General features: G+C 59.4%; 12 protein-coding genes and 2 tRNA genes. 7 read left to right on the forward strand and 7 right to left on the reverse strand.

Annotated elements, in window-relative coordinates:
• The first annotated feature begins 86 nt into the window (after positions 1-86).
• Positions 87-782 carry a lipid-binding SYLF domain-containing protein gene (locus ACR0IK_RS02040; RefSeq protein ID WP_480640291.1) on the forward strand — a complete coding sequence of 232 codons (696 nt, stop codon included), beginning with the start codon at positions 87-89 and terminating at the stop codon, positions 780-782.
• On the opposite strand, the gene ACR0IK_RS02045 is transcribed toward ACR0IK_RS02040, so the two are convergent.
• The gene (locus ACR0IK_RS02045) at positions 783-1,736 is read right to left on the reverse strand and encodes a radical SAM protein (RefSeq protein ID WP_480640292.1); all 954 of its coding nucleotides are present in this window, start codon (positions 1,734-1,736) and stop codon (positions 783-785) included.
• Positions 1,737-1,899: 163 nt separating this feature from the next.
• Here ACR0IK_RS02045 and zwf point away from each other — a divergent pair, with 163 nt between their 5' ends.
• The 4 genes from zwf to ACR0IK_RS02065 all read left to right on the forward strand — a co-directional run bounded on the left by zwf (position 1,900) and on the right by ACR0IK_RS02065 (position 7,433).
• Positions 1,900-3,348: a glucose-6-phosphate dehydrogenase gene (zwf, locus tag ACR0IK_RS02050; RefSeq protein WP_480589257.1), complete on the forward strand. Its 1,449-nt coding sequence runs from the start codon at positions 1,900-1,902 to the stop codon at positions 3,346-3,348.
• Positions 3,345-4,016 (forward strand): 6-phosphogluconolactonase, encoded by a 672-nt coding sequence (pgl, locus tag ACR0IK_RS02055; protein ID WP_480589255.1) that lies wholly within the window; start codon positions 3,345-3,347, stop codon positions 4,014-4,016. Before zwf ends, pgl begins: the two co-directional genes overlap by 4 nt.
• Positions 4,017-4,021: 5 nt before the next feature.
• A complete protein-coding gene (gene pgi / locus ACR0IK_RS02060) occupies positions 4,022-5,632 on the forward strand; it encodes a glucose-6-phosphate isomerase (RefSeq protein ID WP_480640293.1) in 1,611 nt (536 codons plus the stop codon).
• A 181-nt stretch (positions 5,633-5,813) separates the two neighbouring features.
• Positions 5,814-7,433, forward strand: a complete 1,620-nt coding sequence (locus ACR0IK_RS02065) for a long-chain-fatty-acid--CoA ligase (protein WP_480640294.1) — start codon at positions 5,814-5,816, stop codon at positions 7,431-7,433.
• 19 nt (positions 7,434-7,452) lie between these two features.
• On the opposite strand, the gene ACR0IK_RS02070 is transcribed toward ACR0IK_RS02065, so the two are convergent.
• Positions 7,453-7,527 (reverse strand) — tRNA-Asn (locus tag ACR0IK_RS02070).
• A gap of 350 nt (positions 7,528-7,877) precedes the next feature.
• Between ACR0IK_RS02070 and ACR0IK_RS02075 the strand changes: the two genes are divergently transcribed.
• Positions 7,878-8,477 carry a hypothetical protein gene (locus ACR0IK_RS02075; RefSeq protein WP_480640295.1) on the forward strand — a complete coding sequence of 200 codons (600 nt, stop codon included), beginning with the start codon at positions 7,878-7,880 and terminating at the stop codon, positions 8,475-8,477.
• 214 nt (positions 8,478-8,691) lie between these two features.
• On the opposite strand, the gene ACR0IK_RS02080 is transcribed toward ACR0IK_RS02075, so the two are convergent.
• Positions 8,692-8,766 (reverse strand) — tRNA-Asn (locus ACR0IK_RS02080).
• A gap of 77 nt (positions 8,767-8,843) precedes the next feature.
• Positions 8,844-9,758, reverse strand: a complete 915-nt coding sequence (locus tag ACR0IK_RS02085) for an MBL fold metallo-hydrolase (protein ID WP_480640296.1) — start codon at positions 9,756-9,758, stop codon at positions 8,844-8,846.
• A 44-nt stretch (positions 9,759-9,802) separates the two neighbouring features.
• Here ACR0IK_RS02085 and ACR0IK_RS02090 point away from each other — a divergent pair, with 44 nt between their 5' ends.
• A complete protein-coding gene (locus ACR0IK_RS02090) occupies positions 9,803-11,122 on the forward strand; it encodes an ATP-binding protein (RefSeq protein ID WP_480640297.1) in 1,320 nt (439 codons plus the stop codon).
• Between the two features lie 11 nt (positions 11,123-11,133).
• Here ACR0IK_RS02090 and ACR0IK_RS02095 read toward each other — a convergent pair whose 3' ends face one another.
• The 3 genes from ACR0IK_RS02095 to ACR0IK_RS02105 are packed head-to-tail and all read right to left on the reverse strand — an operon-like array spanning position 11,134 to position 14,218.
• Positions 11,134-12,060: a 3-hydroxyacyl-CoA dehydrogenase NAD-binding domain-containing protein gene (locus ACR0IK_RS02095; RefSeq protein ID WP_480640298.1), complete on the reverse strand. Its 927-nt coding sequence runs from the start codon at positions 12,058-12,060 to the stop codon at positions 11,134-11,136.
• Positions 12,060-12,800 carry an SDR family NAD(P)-dependent oxidoreductase gene (locus ACR0IK_RS02100; RefSeq protein WP_480640299.1) on the reverse strand — a complete coding sequence of 247 codons (741 nt, stop codon included), beginning with the start codon at positions 12,798-12,800 and terminating at the stop codon, positions 12,060-12,062. Before ACR0IK_RS02100 ends, ACR0IK_RS02095 begins: the two co-directional genes overlap by 1 nt.
• Positions 12,800-14,218: a gamma-aminobutyraldehyde dehydrogenase gene (locus tag ACR0IK_RS02105; RefSeq protein WP_480640300.1), complete on the reverse strand. Its 1,419-nt coding sequence runs from the start codon at positions 14,216-14,218 to the stop codon at positions 12,800-12,802. Before ACR0IK_RS02105 ends, ACR0IK_RS02100 begins: the two co-directional genes overlap by 1 nt.
• Positions 14,219-14,225 lie beyond the last annotated feature (7 nt).

Genomic DNA, 14,225 nt, shown 5'->3' on the forward strand with positions numbered 1-14,225 from the left:
TGGCCAGTAACGATTGAGACGCGTTTTTTTTTAAGTGCTTGGGTTATGGTGTCGACCAAATTGTTGGTCACATACGGATTCGCTTTATGTCCCGAGTATTGTTTTTTGCTGCCGCTTTGTTGATCGGTGGACCTGCCGCCTCCGAGGGCGTTCTGGACAAAATCAAAAAAGGTGCGGAAAACGCGGCCGATGCCATCGGGCACGGGGCCGAAGCGGTGGGTGACACCGTGGAAAAAGGCGCTGAAGTCGTCAGCGAGACTGTCAACTCGACCGCCGATCTGGTGACGAACGAGGCCACGCCGGAAGAGACCCGCGCCAAGTTGGACCTGATGGCCAGCGAGGTTCTGACCCAGCTACTGGCGGAAAACCCCGAGGCGGACGAGTTGTTCGGCATCAGCGCAGGCTATGCGGTGTTCGACTCGCGCAAGGTTACAGTGTTCCCGGTCTCGGCCGGGTATGGACGTGGGGTGGCGGTATCAAAAGACACAGGCCAACACACCTATATGAACATGGGGACGGGCGGCGTTGGCGCGGCTGTGGGCATCGGCGGGTTCGAGACCAAATTCGTGATCCTGTTCGAAACCCCGGCTGATCTGGAAAAATTCATTGAACACGGCTACGACGCGACCGCGGAAACCGGGGCTATGTACGGCGAAGACCGCAGCGGAGAGACCGTGCGGTTCACCGATGGCCGCTCGTTCTTTGTGTTGGGCAAGAAAGGCTGGCGGGTCTCGGCCGGAGCGTCCGGCACGAAATTCTGGAAATCCCCCGAACTGAATTGATCAACCCGAGCAGCTGGCTCCGCCCAGAACGCAGAATTTGGCGCAATGCGGGTGGTTCAGGTGCACGTCTGCTTCGGCCTCGGCCAGAGTATGACCCATCTCGAACTCAGGCGCGTAAGGCAGCAGGGTGCAAGCCAGAACCGCCGGACGGTTTGCGCCCCTGCGTTTCACGACCATTCGGGCGCTGGCGCACATCACGGCATCGGGTGACTTGTTCAAAATGCCCCAGCAGGCGGTGGTGATTTCAGGAACCTCGACAGCCTCGTCCATCTCGGGGAACAGAACGGTTTGACCGGGGTTTTGCGCGTCGATGTCCAAGCTGTGTTCCTTGAAGAACGCCTCATACCCGGCACGGCTTTCGGCATCGGTGTCGCCCCAGACGGTGCGCCCGGCGACGGTCATGTTGAAGCCATTGTCACGCAGCCATTCCATTCCAACCAGGGTTTTGGCGAAGCTGCCTTTGCCGCGTTCTTCGTCATGCAATTCGGGACGGTAATGATCGACCGAAATCCGCAGCGTCAGCTTGTCGCCAAAGTCACGTTTCAGGTTGAGCAGACCCTCGCGCATCTTGCGGCGCATCATCGGCTGCATTGCGTTTGTCAGGATCAACACTTCGTAGCCCCGATCCAGCGCGGCTTGGGTCATGGCAATCATTTCGGGATTCATGAAAGGCTCACCCCCGGTGAACCCGATCTCGCGAACCGGCCAGTTGCGGGCTTCGATCTGGTCCAGGTAATCCCGCACCTCATCGGCGGTGATATAGACCAGCGCATCATTGGTCGGGCTGCTTTCGATATAGCAGTTGAGGCATTCGATGTTGCACAAGGTACCGGTGTTGAACCAAAGCGTTTCCGGATTGCTGAGCGCAACGGAGGCCCGCGTTTGCCCGTCAGCTGTCACTAATTTGTCCTGAAACTTGCCGATATTGGCGCTCTGAGGGGCGTTGTCTTTCATTCCGGTATCCGGTTCTGTGCTGTCTAAGAAGTGACTTAGCCTTTCAGTACCGGTTAGTTAAGGGCATCGCGCCGCACCTGACAGAGTTTTGATGAGCAAAAAAATACCAAAAATGATTGCGCTAACATTAGACATGTCCGCAGGGGTAAGGTAGGGAAAACACATGGTTTCTCGTGTCATACCCGTTGACCCGTTCGATCTGGTCATTTTCGGCAGTACCGGCGATCTTGCACAGCGCAAGATCCTTCCGGCTCTGTTCCGGAGGTTTTGTGCGGGGCAATGGCCGGATAACGTGCAGATCATCGGTGCCGCTCGTGCCGTCTATGACCGGGATGCGTTCAGGGACATCGTCGCCGAATCGTTGCGCAGTCATGCGCCCCGGCAATGTCAGGATGTCGATGCGCTGAATTCTTTTCTGCAACGTGTCGACTATGTGCCGCTGGATGCACTGTCGGATGAGGGGTGGGACCTGCTGGCGGCAAAACTGACCGTCGAACGGGTGCGAGCCTTTTATTTCTCGGTCGGGCCGCGCTTGTTTGGTCCGTTGGCGGAAAGCATCAAATCACACAAGCTGGCGACGGAGCAAACGCGGATTGTTGTGGAAAAACCGTTCGGTCACGATCTGGAGAGTGCCCGAACCTTGAATGCGACGTTGGCCAGACACTTTTCCGAAGGACAGATTTACCGGATCGATCACTATCTGGGCAAGGAAACTGTTCAGAACCTGATGGCCGTACGGTTTGGCAATATGCTGTTCGAGCCGCTTTGGAACAGCCAGTATGTCGATCACATCCAGATCACGGTGGCCGAATCCGTTGGCATCGACGGGCGCGAGGAATACTATGATCGCGCGGGTGCCATGCGCGACATGATGCAGAACCACCTGATGCAGCTGCTCTGTCTGATCGCGATGGAGCCTCCGGCTAAGTTTGACCCGAATGCGGTGCGGGACGAAAAGCTGAAAGTGATTCGCGCGCTGGACCCGGTAGAGCCGCATCACATCGTGCGCGGCCAGTTCGAAGGCGACGGCCCGAGCTATCGTGAGGTCGTGGGCAATCCGCGCTCGACTACGGAAAGCTATGTAGCGCTGAAGGCGCATGTCAGCAATTGGCGGTGGGCGGGGACTCCGTTCTACTTGCGGACGGGCAAGCGACTGGTGGCGCGGTCCTCGGTTATCAATGTGATGTTCAAGGACGCGCCGCATTCGATCTTTGGTGCGGATGCCGGGCGGCACGCTAACGTGTTGTCGATCCGGCTGCAGCCGAACGAAGGCATCACGCTGAAGGTGACCATCAAAGAGCCGGGTCCGGGGGGGATGCGTCTGGTCGACGTGCCGCTGGACATGAGTTTTGCCGAGGCGCTGGGACCGGAAAACCAGGACCCGCCGGATGCTTATGAGCGGCTGGTGATGGACGTGATCCGCGGCAACCAGACCCTGTTCATGCGCGGCGACGAGGTCGAGGCTGCGTGGGCTTGGACCGACCCGATCGTCGCGGGCTGGCAGGCGCGTGGAGATGTCCCCAAACCCTATGAAAGTGGCAGCACTGGCCCGGGCGACGCCGAGCTGCTGATGAAACGAGACGGTCGCCGCTGGCAAGGGATAAACCCATGAAACTACAGGAATACGCCGACAGGGATATGCTGGCCATCGACGTTGCAAATGTGTTGGCGGGCGAACTGGAATCTGCCTTGCTGCATCATGACGTGGTCTCGATGGCGGTTCCGGGGGGCACCACGCCCGGCCCGGTTTTCGACGTTTTGTGCGCTGCAGACTTAGAGTGGGACCGGGTGCGAGTTCTGCCCACTGATGAACGCTGTGTACCCGGCGACCATGAGCGTTCGAACGAACGCCTGATCCGCGAGCGGCTGCTGACCAACCGCGCCTCGTCGGCGCAATACATCCCCCTTTACGTGCCCGGCGAAGAGCCCGAGGACGTGCTGCCGGAACTCGAAAGCCTGATAGCGCCGATCCGTCCCTTGTCGGTGTTGGTTCTGGGCATGGGACAGGACATGCATACTGCGTCTCTGTTCCCGGGCATGGATGGGCTTGAGGCCGCGCTTGACAGTCACGCGCCCCCGCTGGCGGTTGCGCGAACCGATGTGCAGCCTGAGCCCCGGATCACGCTGACCGCTCCGGTTCTGGACGGCGCCTTGTCCAAACACTTGATTATCTTTGGCGCGGCCAAGCGAGACGCGCTGGAACAGGCCATGTCCCTGCCGCCGGAAGAGGCGCCCATTGCGGCGGTCCTGGGCGGCATGACAGTTCATTGGGCGGAGTAAACGCGATGCAACTGGATAGACTCACCGCCTTGGCCAACGAACGGAAAGACCAGACCATCCTCGATCAGTTCGGCAAGGATGCAAACCGGGCCGGGGTGTTTTCGGCCTCGACCGGTGATCTGTTGTTCGATTACTCGAAAACCCAAATCGATGCAGAGATCCGGAATGCGCTGATCCAGTTATGCGACGCGGCCGGGCTGGCCGAGCGGCGCGAGGCGATGTTCTCGGGGGCAAAGATCAACGAAACCGAAGGGCGCGCGGTGTTGCACACGGCATTGCGTAACCTGGACGGTGGTCCGGTCGAGGTTGACGGTCTGGATGTGATGCCAGACGTGCTGGACACGCTACAGCGAATGCGGGTCTTTGCCGAACAGGTGCGCGGTGGTGCAATCACCGGGGCAGGGGGCAGTTTCACCGATGTGGTGAATATCGGCATTGGCGGTTCCGATCTGGGTCCGGTGATGGCGACACATGCGCTGTCACCGTATCACGACGGTCCAAGGTTGCACTATGTGTCCAATGTGGATGGTGCCCACATCGCCGATACGCTGCGACAGCTTGATCCGACGCGGACGCTGGTGATCGTGGCGTCCAAAACCTTTACCACTATCGAGACCATGACCAACGCCCGCACCGCGCGGGCTTGGATGGTGGACGGTGGGGGCGATCCGTCCAAGCAGTTTGCCGCTGTGTCCAGCGCCGTGGATAAGACCGAAGCCTTCGGCATCCCCGTAGATCGCGTGTTCGGCTTTGCCGATTGGGTCGGCGGGCGTTACTCGGTCTGGGGTCCGGTGGGCCTGCCAGTGATGATCGCTGTTGGCTCTAAAGCCTTTGACGCTTTCCTGCGCGGAGGGCAAGCGATGGACGCGCATTTCCGGGCCGCGAACTGGGTGGAGAACATGCCGGTGATGCTGGCGCTTGTCGGCATCTGGCACCGGCAGGTTCTGGGCCACACCAGTCGAGCGGTTTTGCCTTATGATCAGCGCTTGCTGCGCCTGCCGGCCTACTTCCAGCAGCTCGAGATGGAATCAAACGGCAAGTCCGTTGCCATGGATGGCAGCTCGCTTACCTTGCCCTCTGGCCCGGTAGTCTGGGGCGAGCCCGGCACCAACGGCCAGCACGCGTTTTATCAACTGATCCATCAGGGAACCGACGTAATCCCCTGCGAGTTCATGGTCGCCGCCGAGGGGCATGAGCCCGAACTGGCCCACCACCACCGGTTGCTTTTGGCCAATTGCCTGGCCCAGTCCGAAGCGCTGATGCGCGGCCGGTCGCTGGATGAGGCGCGGCAGCGCATGGCCGACAAGGGATTGCAAGGCGACGAGTTGGAGCGTCAGGCCCGTCACCGCGTGTTCCCGGGCAATCGGCCGTCCACGACCCTGATCTATCCGAAGCTGACGCCTTTTGTGCTGGGCCAGATCATTGCACTTTACGAACACCGCGTCTTTGTCGAAGGGGTGCTGCTGGGGATCAACTCGTTTGACCAGTGGGGGGTGGAGTTGGGTAAGGAGCTGGCGACCTCGCTTGGGCCGATTGTGGATTGTGAGGCAAGCGCGGACGGCAAGGACGGTTCGACCGCCGCGCTGGTCGCCTATGCGATGCGCCACAGGGATTAAGTAAGCGTAACCTCGCAGGCTGTTGCTGCGGCGGGCTGCATTCTTTTGTTGTCAGAAAAATAAATAGTCGGCAGGATTCCCTCCCAAGCAAGAGCCATGACGCCCGGGCATTCGTAAGCTCCGGCGCAGGCAATAAATGGTTCCGCCACACAGAAGCGGGGCCACCAAAGGGAGGACGCCCATGCTGGGACAGATGATGACGCAGCCTTTGCTGATCTCGTCGCTGATCAATCATGCCGACAAATACCATGGTCAGACCGAGATCTATTCGGTTGAAACCGACGGTACGGTGACCGAGACAAACTGGACAGAAGTTGCGAACAACGCGCGAAAACTGGCGTCGGCGCTGACCGCATTGGGGTTAGAGCCACAGGCCCGGATCGGAACCCTGGCCTGGAACAACCGACGGCACCTGGAGATCTATTTTGCCACATCGGGCGCAGGTTTCGTTTGCCATACGGTAAATCCGCGCCTGTTTCCCGAGCAACTGACCTATATCATCAACCACGCGCAGGATCGGGTGCTGTTCTTTGACGCGACCTTCATTCCGCTTGTTGCTGCATTGCACGAGAATCTGACCGAAGTTCAACACTACGTCCTGATGGGGCCGCGGAATGACGACGCGGTCGCCCAGATCCCCGGCATCCAATTCTATGACGACCTGATCGAAACTGGCGATGCGGGCTTTGAATGGCCCAGCTTCGATGAAAACACCGCGTCCAGCCTGTGCTACACCTCAGGCACGACAGGGAACCCCAAGGGAGTGCTGTATTCGCATCGTTCGACCGTGCTGCACAGCTTTGGGTCGAACACCCGCGACGTGATCGGGTTCTCGGCGATGGACGTGGTGATGCCCGTGGTCCCGATGTTCCATGTGAATGCCTGGGGGTCGCCCTATGCCTGCGCGATGTCGGGTTCGCGCATGGTGCTGCCGGGGCCGGATTTGCATGGTGAGGCTTTGGTGAAGCTGATCGACAAATATGGTGTCACCCTGGCCTTGGGAGTGCCGACAATCTGGCAGGGATTGCTGGCCTATGCCGCGCAATCCAGTACTACGCTTGCCAGTCTTGAGCGCACGGTTATCGGCGGGGCCGCGTGCCCGCCGTCGATGATCGAAACCTTCCGCGAAACCTATGGCGTAGACACCGTCCACGCCTGGGGCATGAGCGAGATGAGCCCGCTGGGTACCGCAAACCACCCCTTGGCCAAACATCGAAACCTGCCGCTGGATGAGCAACACAGGCTCAGGGAAAGCCAGGGGCGGCCATGTTACGGCGTCGAGTTGAAGATCGTGGATGACGGTGGCAATGACCTGCCGCATGACGGCGAAACTCAGGGCGATCTTCTGGTGCGCGGGTATTGGGTGCTGGACAGCTATTTCCACATGCAGGATCAGGAGCTGTTGCAGGACGGTTGGTTCGCCACCGGAGATGTGGCCACGCTGGACCCCGACGGGTACATGTCCATCCGCGACCGCTCGAAAGACATCATCAAATCCGGGGGTGAGTGGATCAGTTCGGTTGAGTTGGAAAACATCGCCGTCGCACATCCCAAACTGGCGACGGCCGCCGTGGTAGGTGTACCGCATCCGAAATGGGACGAACGCCCCCTGTTGGTCGCGGTCAAAGCCGAAGGGGAAGAGCCGACCGAAGAAGAGATTCTGGCGTTCTACGACGGCAAGATCGCCAATTGGCAGGTGCCGGACAAGGTGGTGTTTGTCGATGCGTTGCCCTTGAACGCCACGGGGAAGGTTCTGAAACGAAATCTACGTGCGGATTTCGAGGGCGCCTTGACGGGCTGATCTTAAAAACATGGGGATTTGGCTCCGGCGGTAGGGATCGAACCTACGACCAATTGATTAACAGTCAACTGCTCTACCGCTGAGCTACGCCGGAACGGTTCGCGCCGTATAGCAACCTGTTTATGCGGCGTCCAGAGAGGTCCTCAAGATTTTTTTGGAAAAATCACCTAGTCGAAAATCTGCGACCTTGCAGCCACGTTCGAGATCATATTCGAAGAAAACGTTGATTAGAGTATTGGAATAACTCAACACCCCAGAAGGCTTTGACCGCTTCCTGTCAGGCCAGCAACCGCCTTGGCCCAAGACACTCTGCATAGGCCTGAAAAACACTCCAGTTGCGTTCATTGTGGTGGGAGGACTTGCAATATAAATACACTAAAGGCTTGCCATTCGCTTAGCATTCCGGCGTCAGGTGTGAATTGCCAAGAAATACTGGAGAACAACTTGAAAACAGCCGAACTTGAAAAACCTGTTTTGACCATGCCTGAAGAGGCCCAACAAGCCCTTCGCGAACATTACGAGGGGGCTTCTGTCATCCTCGAATACGGGTCGGGCGGCTCAACCGTGGTGGCCGGAGAGATGGAGGCAAAAACTGTTTTTAGTGTCGAAAGCGACCGGAGATGGGCCCGCAAAATGCGACGTTGGTTCCAGGAAAACCCACCTAACTCAGGAACTGAGGTCAGTATTTCGTGGGTAAATATCGGCCAAACCAAAAAATGGGGTTTTCCCGCAAACCGTGATAGGGCGGATCTGTATCCAAGGTACCCTTTGTCAATTTGGCAAAGCGAAGGGTTCAAGCACCCTGATGTAGTTCTGGTCGATGGTCGTTTCCGAGTCGGTTGCGCCTTGGCTACAGCATTCAATATTAAACGCCCCGTAACGCTTTTGTTTGACGACTACGGAGATCGTCCGCGAATGCAAGTTGCTGAGGAATTCCTGAATAAACCCGAACTTGTAGGTCGTATGGCGATATTCACAGTAGAACCTCTTCAGGTTCCGGCTGAAAAGTTGATCCATATTATTCGCTTATTATCAATGCCTTAGGTTTTTCAACTCATGCTTTTTTTCCGAATTTGAATAGGTATTTCCAGTAAACAGGCTATCGTGAAACGCACATGAGTGTCGCCAGTTGATTAGAGTGAACTCATACTCAAAATGCGTGAATCAGAGAAGGTCGGTTTACGGGTTGTTTCTCCAACAAACCCTGCGCAACACATTAGTGTTCTGCGCAAAAAACCGAGTCATCAATTGGGGATATTGGCTCCGGCGGTAGGGATCGAACCTACGACCAATTGATTAACAGTCAACTGCTCTACCGCTGAGCTACGCCGGAACTGAGGCGCATATAACAACCCGGTTTTTCGCCGTCCAGAGGGGAATGTGACGTTTTCCCAAAAAAGTTCCGCGCCCTCAGGATTGTCTGTGAAAACGGGTCGCGGCGGATAACGCTCCATTCGTGGCGACCATTGATTTTCCAAGCAGATCAATCAGATGCGCGAAAACGTTTCTTTCAGCAGCTGGCAACAGCGCGGCCGGAGTTTCCACATAGATGCGCTTGGCCAGATCACGTGCGGTGCCGGGTTGGTCATCAAGTGCCGACAGAATCTGTGCCTCGCGCGTCAGGCGGTGATTGATCAGCCAGTCCAGCCGAGCGGCGGGGTCGGGAATCGGGGCGCCGTGACCGGAGTGAAACACCGACCAGTCGCGCGCGCGCAGGCGATGGCAGGCGGCCATGAAATCCGTCAGGTCTCCGTCCGGGGGTGAGACCAGTGAGCTGGACCAACCCATGACGTGATCGCCGGTGAAACAGACGTTGCCCCAGCCCAAAGCGATGTGGTTGCCCAGGTGCCCGGGGGTGTGAATCACCTCAAGCTGCCAGCCGTCGCCGGTGATCTGCGCGCCGTCGGGCAGCTCGACATTCGGGCGGAAAGCGGTGTCGATACCTTCGCCGCCGCCCGCCAACCCGCCTTGGGCCAATTTGGTCATTACCGCGCTGCGACCGGCCTCGGGGCCTCCAAAGGCCAGAACAGGCGCGCCGGTGCGCTCTGCCAGTGGGCGCGCCAGCGGAGAGTGGTCCAGATGGCTGTGGGTGACGATGATATGACTGATGCGCCGGCCGGGCTGCACGGCATCCAGAATCGCCTCCAGATGCGCATTATTGAGCGGCCCGGGGTCTATCACCGCCAGATCGCCGGTTCCCAATAGATAGGTATTGGTCCCGCGATAGGTCATAGGAGACGGATTCGGGGCCAGAATGCGGCGCAAACCCGGTTGCAGTTCAACGGCTGGGCCGGCGGGTGGGTCGAAATCGTCTGGGGCCTGCATTCTGTGCTCTTTCTCTTGTCGTAACAGCCCGTTAGATTTAGCGCATGTCCGCGCAATGGCTCAAACCCTATATGCCGCGCAGCCTGTATGCCCGTGCTGCGCTGATACTGGTTCTGCCAGTGGTCGTCCTGCTTTTGGTGGTAGGTGTCGCGTTCCTGCAAAAGCATCTTGAAGATGTCACTGCGCAAATGACCCGGGCGGCCTCGCGCGAGGTGATGCTGGTGGTTGATGAGGTGAATGCAACCGAAACGCAGCAACAAGCGTTGGCGGCTGTCCGACCCGATCTGCAGGCGCTGGATATGAAGGCGCGCTTTCTGGACATCAACGAAGAGCCGACAGTTGGGCGACGCCGCTGGTACGATTTCATCGCACCGCAGGTCGAAGCGGATCTGCGCGCCTTGTTGCCGGACCTTGCTGCGGTTGCTTTGCCCAGCGGGCAAGAGGCGCGCGTCTATATGCAAACCGACCTTGGCCAGTTGCAGTTGACCTTTGATCGCCGCCGCCTTTCCCCGGTGGCACCACATCAGTTGATCGTTACGATGCTGTTTTTTGCGATCATCATGACCTCAATTTCGTTCCTCTACATGCGCAATCAATTGCGTCCGATCACCCGTCTGGCCGAGGCCGCGCAGGCCTTTGGCCGGGGTCGGGTGGTGCCTTATTCACCGGGCGGCGCCATCGAAGTGCGCGCAGCGGGCAGTGCCTTTCTGGATATGCGCGCCCGTATCGAACGCCAGATGGAGCAACGCACCATGATGCTGTCAGGGGTGAGTCACGATCTCAGAACCCCGCTGACCCGTCTGAAACTGGGCCTGTCGATGCTGCCCGAGGATGAGGCCGCGCCCTTGCAACAGGATGTCGATGAGATGCAGCTGCTGCTGGACGCTTTCCTCGAGTTTTCGCGTGGGGCGGCAGAAGGATCGCCCGAATCCGTTGATCCCGAAGCCCTGTTGCGACAGATCGTCAAAGATGCGGGGCGGGCGGGGTATGCAGCTGATCTGATCTCGGTCGACGGGGAAGGAACGGCCATGTTGCGCCCTACCGCCATTCGGCGCGCGGTTGAGAACCTTATCGGGAACGCTGTGCGATACGGCAAGCGTGCCGATGTCAGCCTGTCGATTTCTCCGAAATCCATACGTATTCGGGTCGAGGATGACGGGCCGGGCATTCCTCCAAGCCAGCGATCCGAGGCGGTGAAACCCTTTTCGCGCCTTGATCCGGCGCGCAATCAGAATCAGGGTACCGGTGTCGGGCTGGGCCTTGCCATCGTGTCGGATATCGCGCGCGCCCATGGCGGCGTGCTGCGCCTGAGCAAAAGCGAACGGCTGGGTGGCCTCTGTGCGGATATCATCATCGGACGTTGACGGCATGGCGGTCACCGCAATCCGGCAACCGATTTTTGCATGGCAACGATCAGGGCGTCCCTTGTCCTGGACAGTTCGGACGGGGACTTGCCCGCCGCTTCGGCCTCGACACCCTGTGTCAGAATGCGGGTGACCTCATCGGTCAGATAGATTTGGCCCAAATCATCCCACCAGCCGTTGAAGGTATCCGTGAAATGGTCGCAGAAGGCCTGTAACCCACCTTCTCCCGCCCCGAGGTTGAACAGCATGGTCGGTCCCATGGCCGCCCATCGCAGACCCGGTCCGGCCCAGACGGCCTTGTCCACGTCCTCGACCGAGGCGACGCCAGACACCACGAGGCTGATCGCCTCGCGCCAGATCGCGGCCTGAAGACGGTTGGCGACATGGCCGGGCACCTCTTTGTGCAGACGGATCGTGGTTTTGCCGACCGCCTGATAGAAGCGCTCAGCCGCATCAACTACACCATCGGCGGTATGCTCGTTGCCCAAAACCTCGACCAGAGGGATTAGATGCGGTGGGTTGAACGGGTGACCCAGAACGAATCGCGCAGGGTCCTTCCACCCCGGCTGCATCTGGCTGAGTGTCAGCCCCGAGGCAGAGCTGGCGACAATGGCATCGGGGGCCAGAGCAGGTTCAATGTCGGCAAAGGTGGCGTGTTTGATCGGTAGGCGTTCGGGGACGTTTTCCTGCACGAAGGCCGCACCTTCGACCGCTTGGGCCGCGCTGGTGTGAAACGTGATGGCGTCGGGCGTGCCTTGGGTAGCCAACCCAAGCTGAGTCATTGTGGGCCAGGCGGTTTCGATATAGGTCCGCACTTTCCGTTCGACGTCCGGGTCCGTGTCATACATCGCTACTGAGCGCCCCGAGGCAAGAAACAGCGATGCCCAACTGGCACCGATGGTGCCGCCACCCAAACAAGCCGTGTGTGAGAACTCCATCAGAACAGTCCCGGGTTGAGGGGAGAGGCGGCCGTCAGGCCCCCGTCCACTGTGAACAATTGGCCGGTGGCAAATCCGGCTTCGTCCGAGGCCAGCCAGACCGCCATGCTGGCGATGTCCTCGGGCTTGCCGAAGCGGCGCGTGGCGTGGCGGGCCAAAGCATCCTGTCGCGCGGCCTCGGGATGGGTCGCCTGATCAAAACCAGCATCCAGCATTCCCGTTTCGATCCATCCGGGGCAGATCGCGTTGCAGCGTATCCTGGGGCCGTGGTCCACGGCAATCGAACGGGTCAGCCCATGCACAAACGCCTTGGACGCGTTGTACAGCGCCATCGACGGGTCGGCGACCTGCCCTGAAATTGAGCCGATATTTATGATCGACGCACCTTCGGGCATTCGGGGGATGTAGGCGCGGCACATGTTGAACACGCCCCGGCAATTGGTGCCGATCACCACATCCCAATCGGCGTCCGTGCTGTCGGTGACGGACTTTTCAATCTGAACGCCTGCGTTGTTGACTAGGATCTCTGTACCGTCTGTCGTGTTGGCCAGTTCTTCGACAGCGGCTGCGTCGGTGACGTCCAACGGATACCAGATCACGCTGTCCGTCAACCCATCGGGCCTTGGGCCACGTCCGCAGGTCGTGACGGCCGCACCTTCGCGCAGGAAGGCTTCGACAATCCCGCGCCCAATGCCCTGGCGGCCACCGGTCACCAGTGCTCTTTTCCCAGCCAGCCGCATCAGTGCGCCACCATCACATGCCGCACGGATGTATAGGCATCCAGCGCATAAACCGACATGTCGCATCCGGTTCCCGAGCCCTTCATCGCGGCCCAAGGCATTTCCGCCGCTGGCATCCCGTGCGTGTTCACCCAGGTCATGCCATAGCGCAGCTGGGCGGTCATTTTCATCGCTGTCGACACATTCTTGGTCCAGACCGACGAGGCCAGACCATAGCGCCCGGCATTGGCGATCCGCAGGGCGTCTTCTGCTTCGGAGAAGCGCGACAGAGTGACGACGGGGCCAAAGACTTCGCTGCACGCGATCTCGGCGTCATTGTCGACATTGGCGACAACGGTCGGCTGGTAGAAATATCCGGGGCCGTCTGCGGCCTGTCCACCGACCGCTATCTCGCAATTGCAGCGGGCGCGGTCAACGAACCCCGCAACGCGGTCCCTTTGGGCGGACGATACGATGGGGCCCATTTCGGTGCCGTCGGCCTTGGGGGCGTCGATCCTGATCTGGCTGACCTGATCCGAGACGGCGGCGACAAGCTTGTCGTAAACCCTGTCCTGCACCATCACACGGCAGGGTTGGGCACAGTCCTGACCCGCATTGAAGAACGAGCCATAACGGATCGTTTCCGCCACCGCGTCGATATCGGCATCGTCGAACACGATGACCGGGGCTTTGCCTCCAAGCTCCAGATGCACATGGCGGATCTGGTTCGAGGCCGCCCGCATCGCCGCCATCCCGGTGGCAGGTGAGCCGGTGATCGAAATGCCCTCGATCTGCGGATCGTTGATCAGCTTGTCCCCGACCGACGACCCCCGGCCATGCACAACATTCAGCACACCTTTGGGCAGCACATCGGCCAGCAGTTCGGCCAGCCGAAACGTTGCCAGAGGGGTAATCTCGGAGGGCTTCATGACGATGGTGCAGCCCGCGGCCAGTGGGGCCGCGATTTTCCACGCGGCCATCATCAGCGGATAGTTCCACGGCGCGATTGAGGCGACAGGACCAATCGGATCCTTGCGGATCATTGAGGTATGGCCCGCCGCATATTCCCCGGCCACCGATCCGGTCATGGTGCGCGCGGCACCGGCCATGAACCGAAACGTGTCGATGGTCAGCGGCATTTCCTCGTCCCGGGCCATCGGCCAGGGCTTGCCGACATCCAGCGTTTCCAGCTCGGCCAGTTCCTCGATGTTCTCTTTAATCACATCAGCAATCGCGTTGAGATACCCGGCCCGTTCAGAGGGAGTGCTTAGGCGATAGGTTTCAAATGCCTCGTGCGCCGCACGTGTTGCAGCCTCAACCTGTTCCGGCGTGGCTTCGGGCACCTGCGCGACGGTTTCTCCGGTCGTCGGATCCAAAACCGGGAAGGGGTCGCCATTGCCGGTGACCATCTCTCCGTTGATCAGCATTTTTGTCCGCATGTCTTCC

This window comes from Ruegeria sp. BF7 (genome assembly GCF_056538605.1).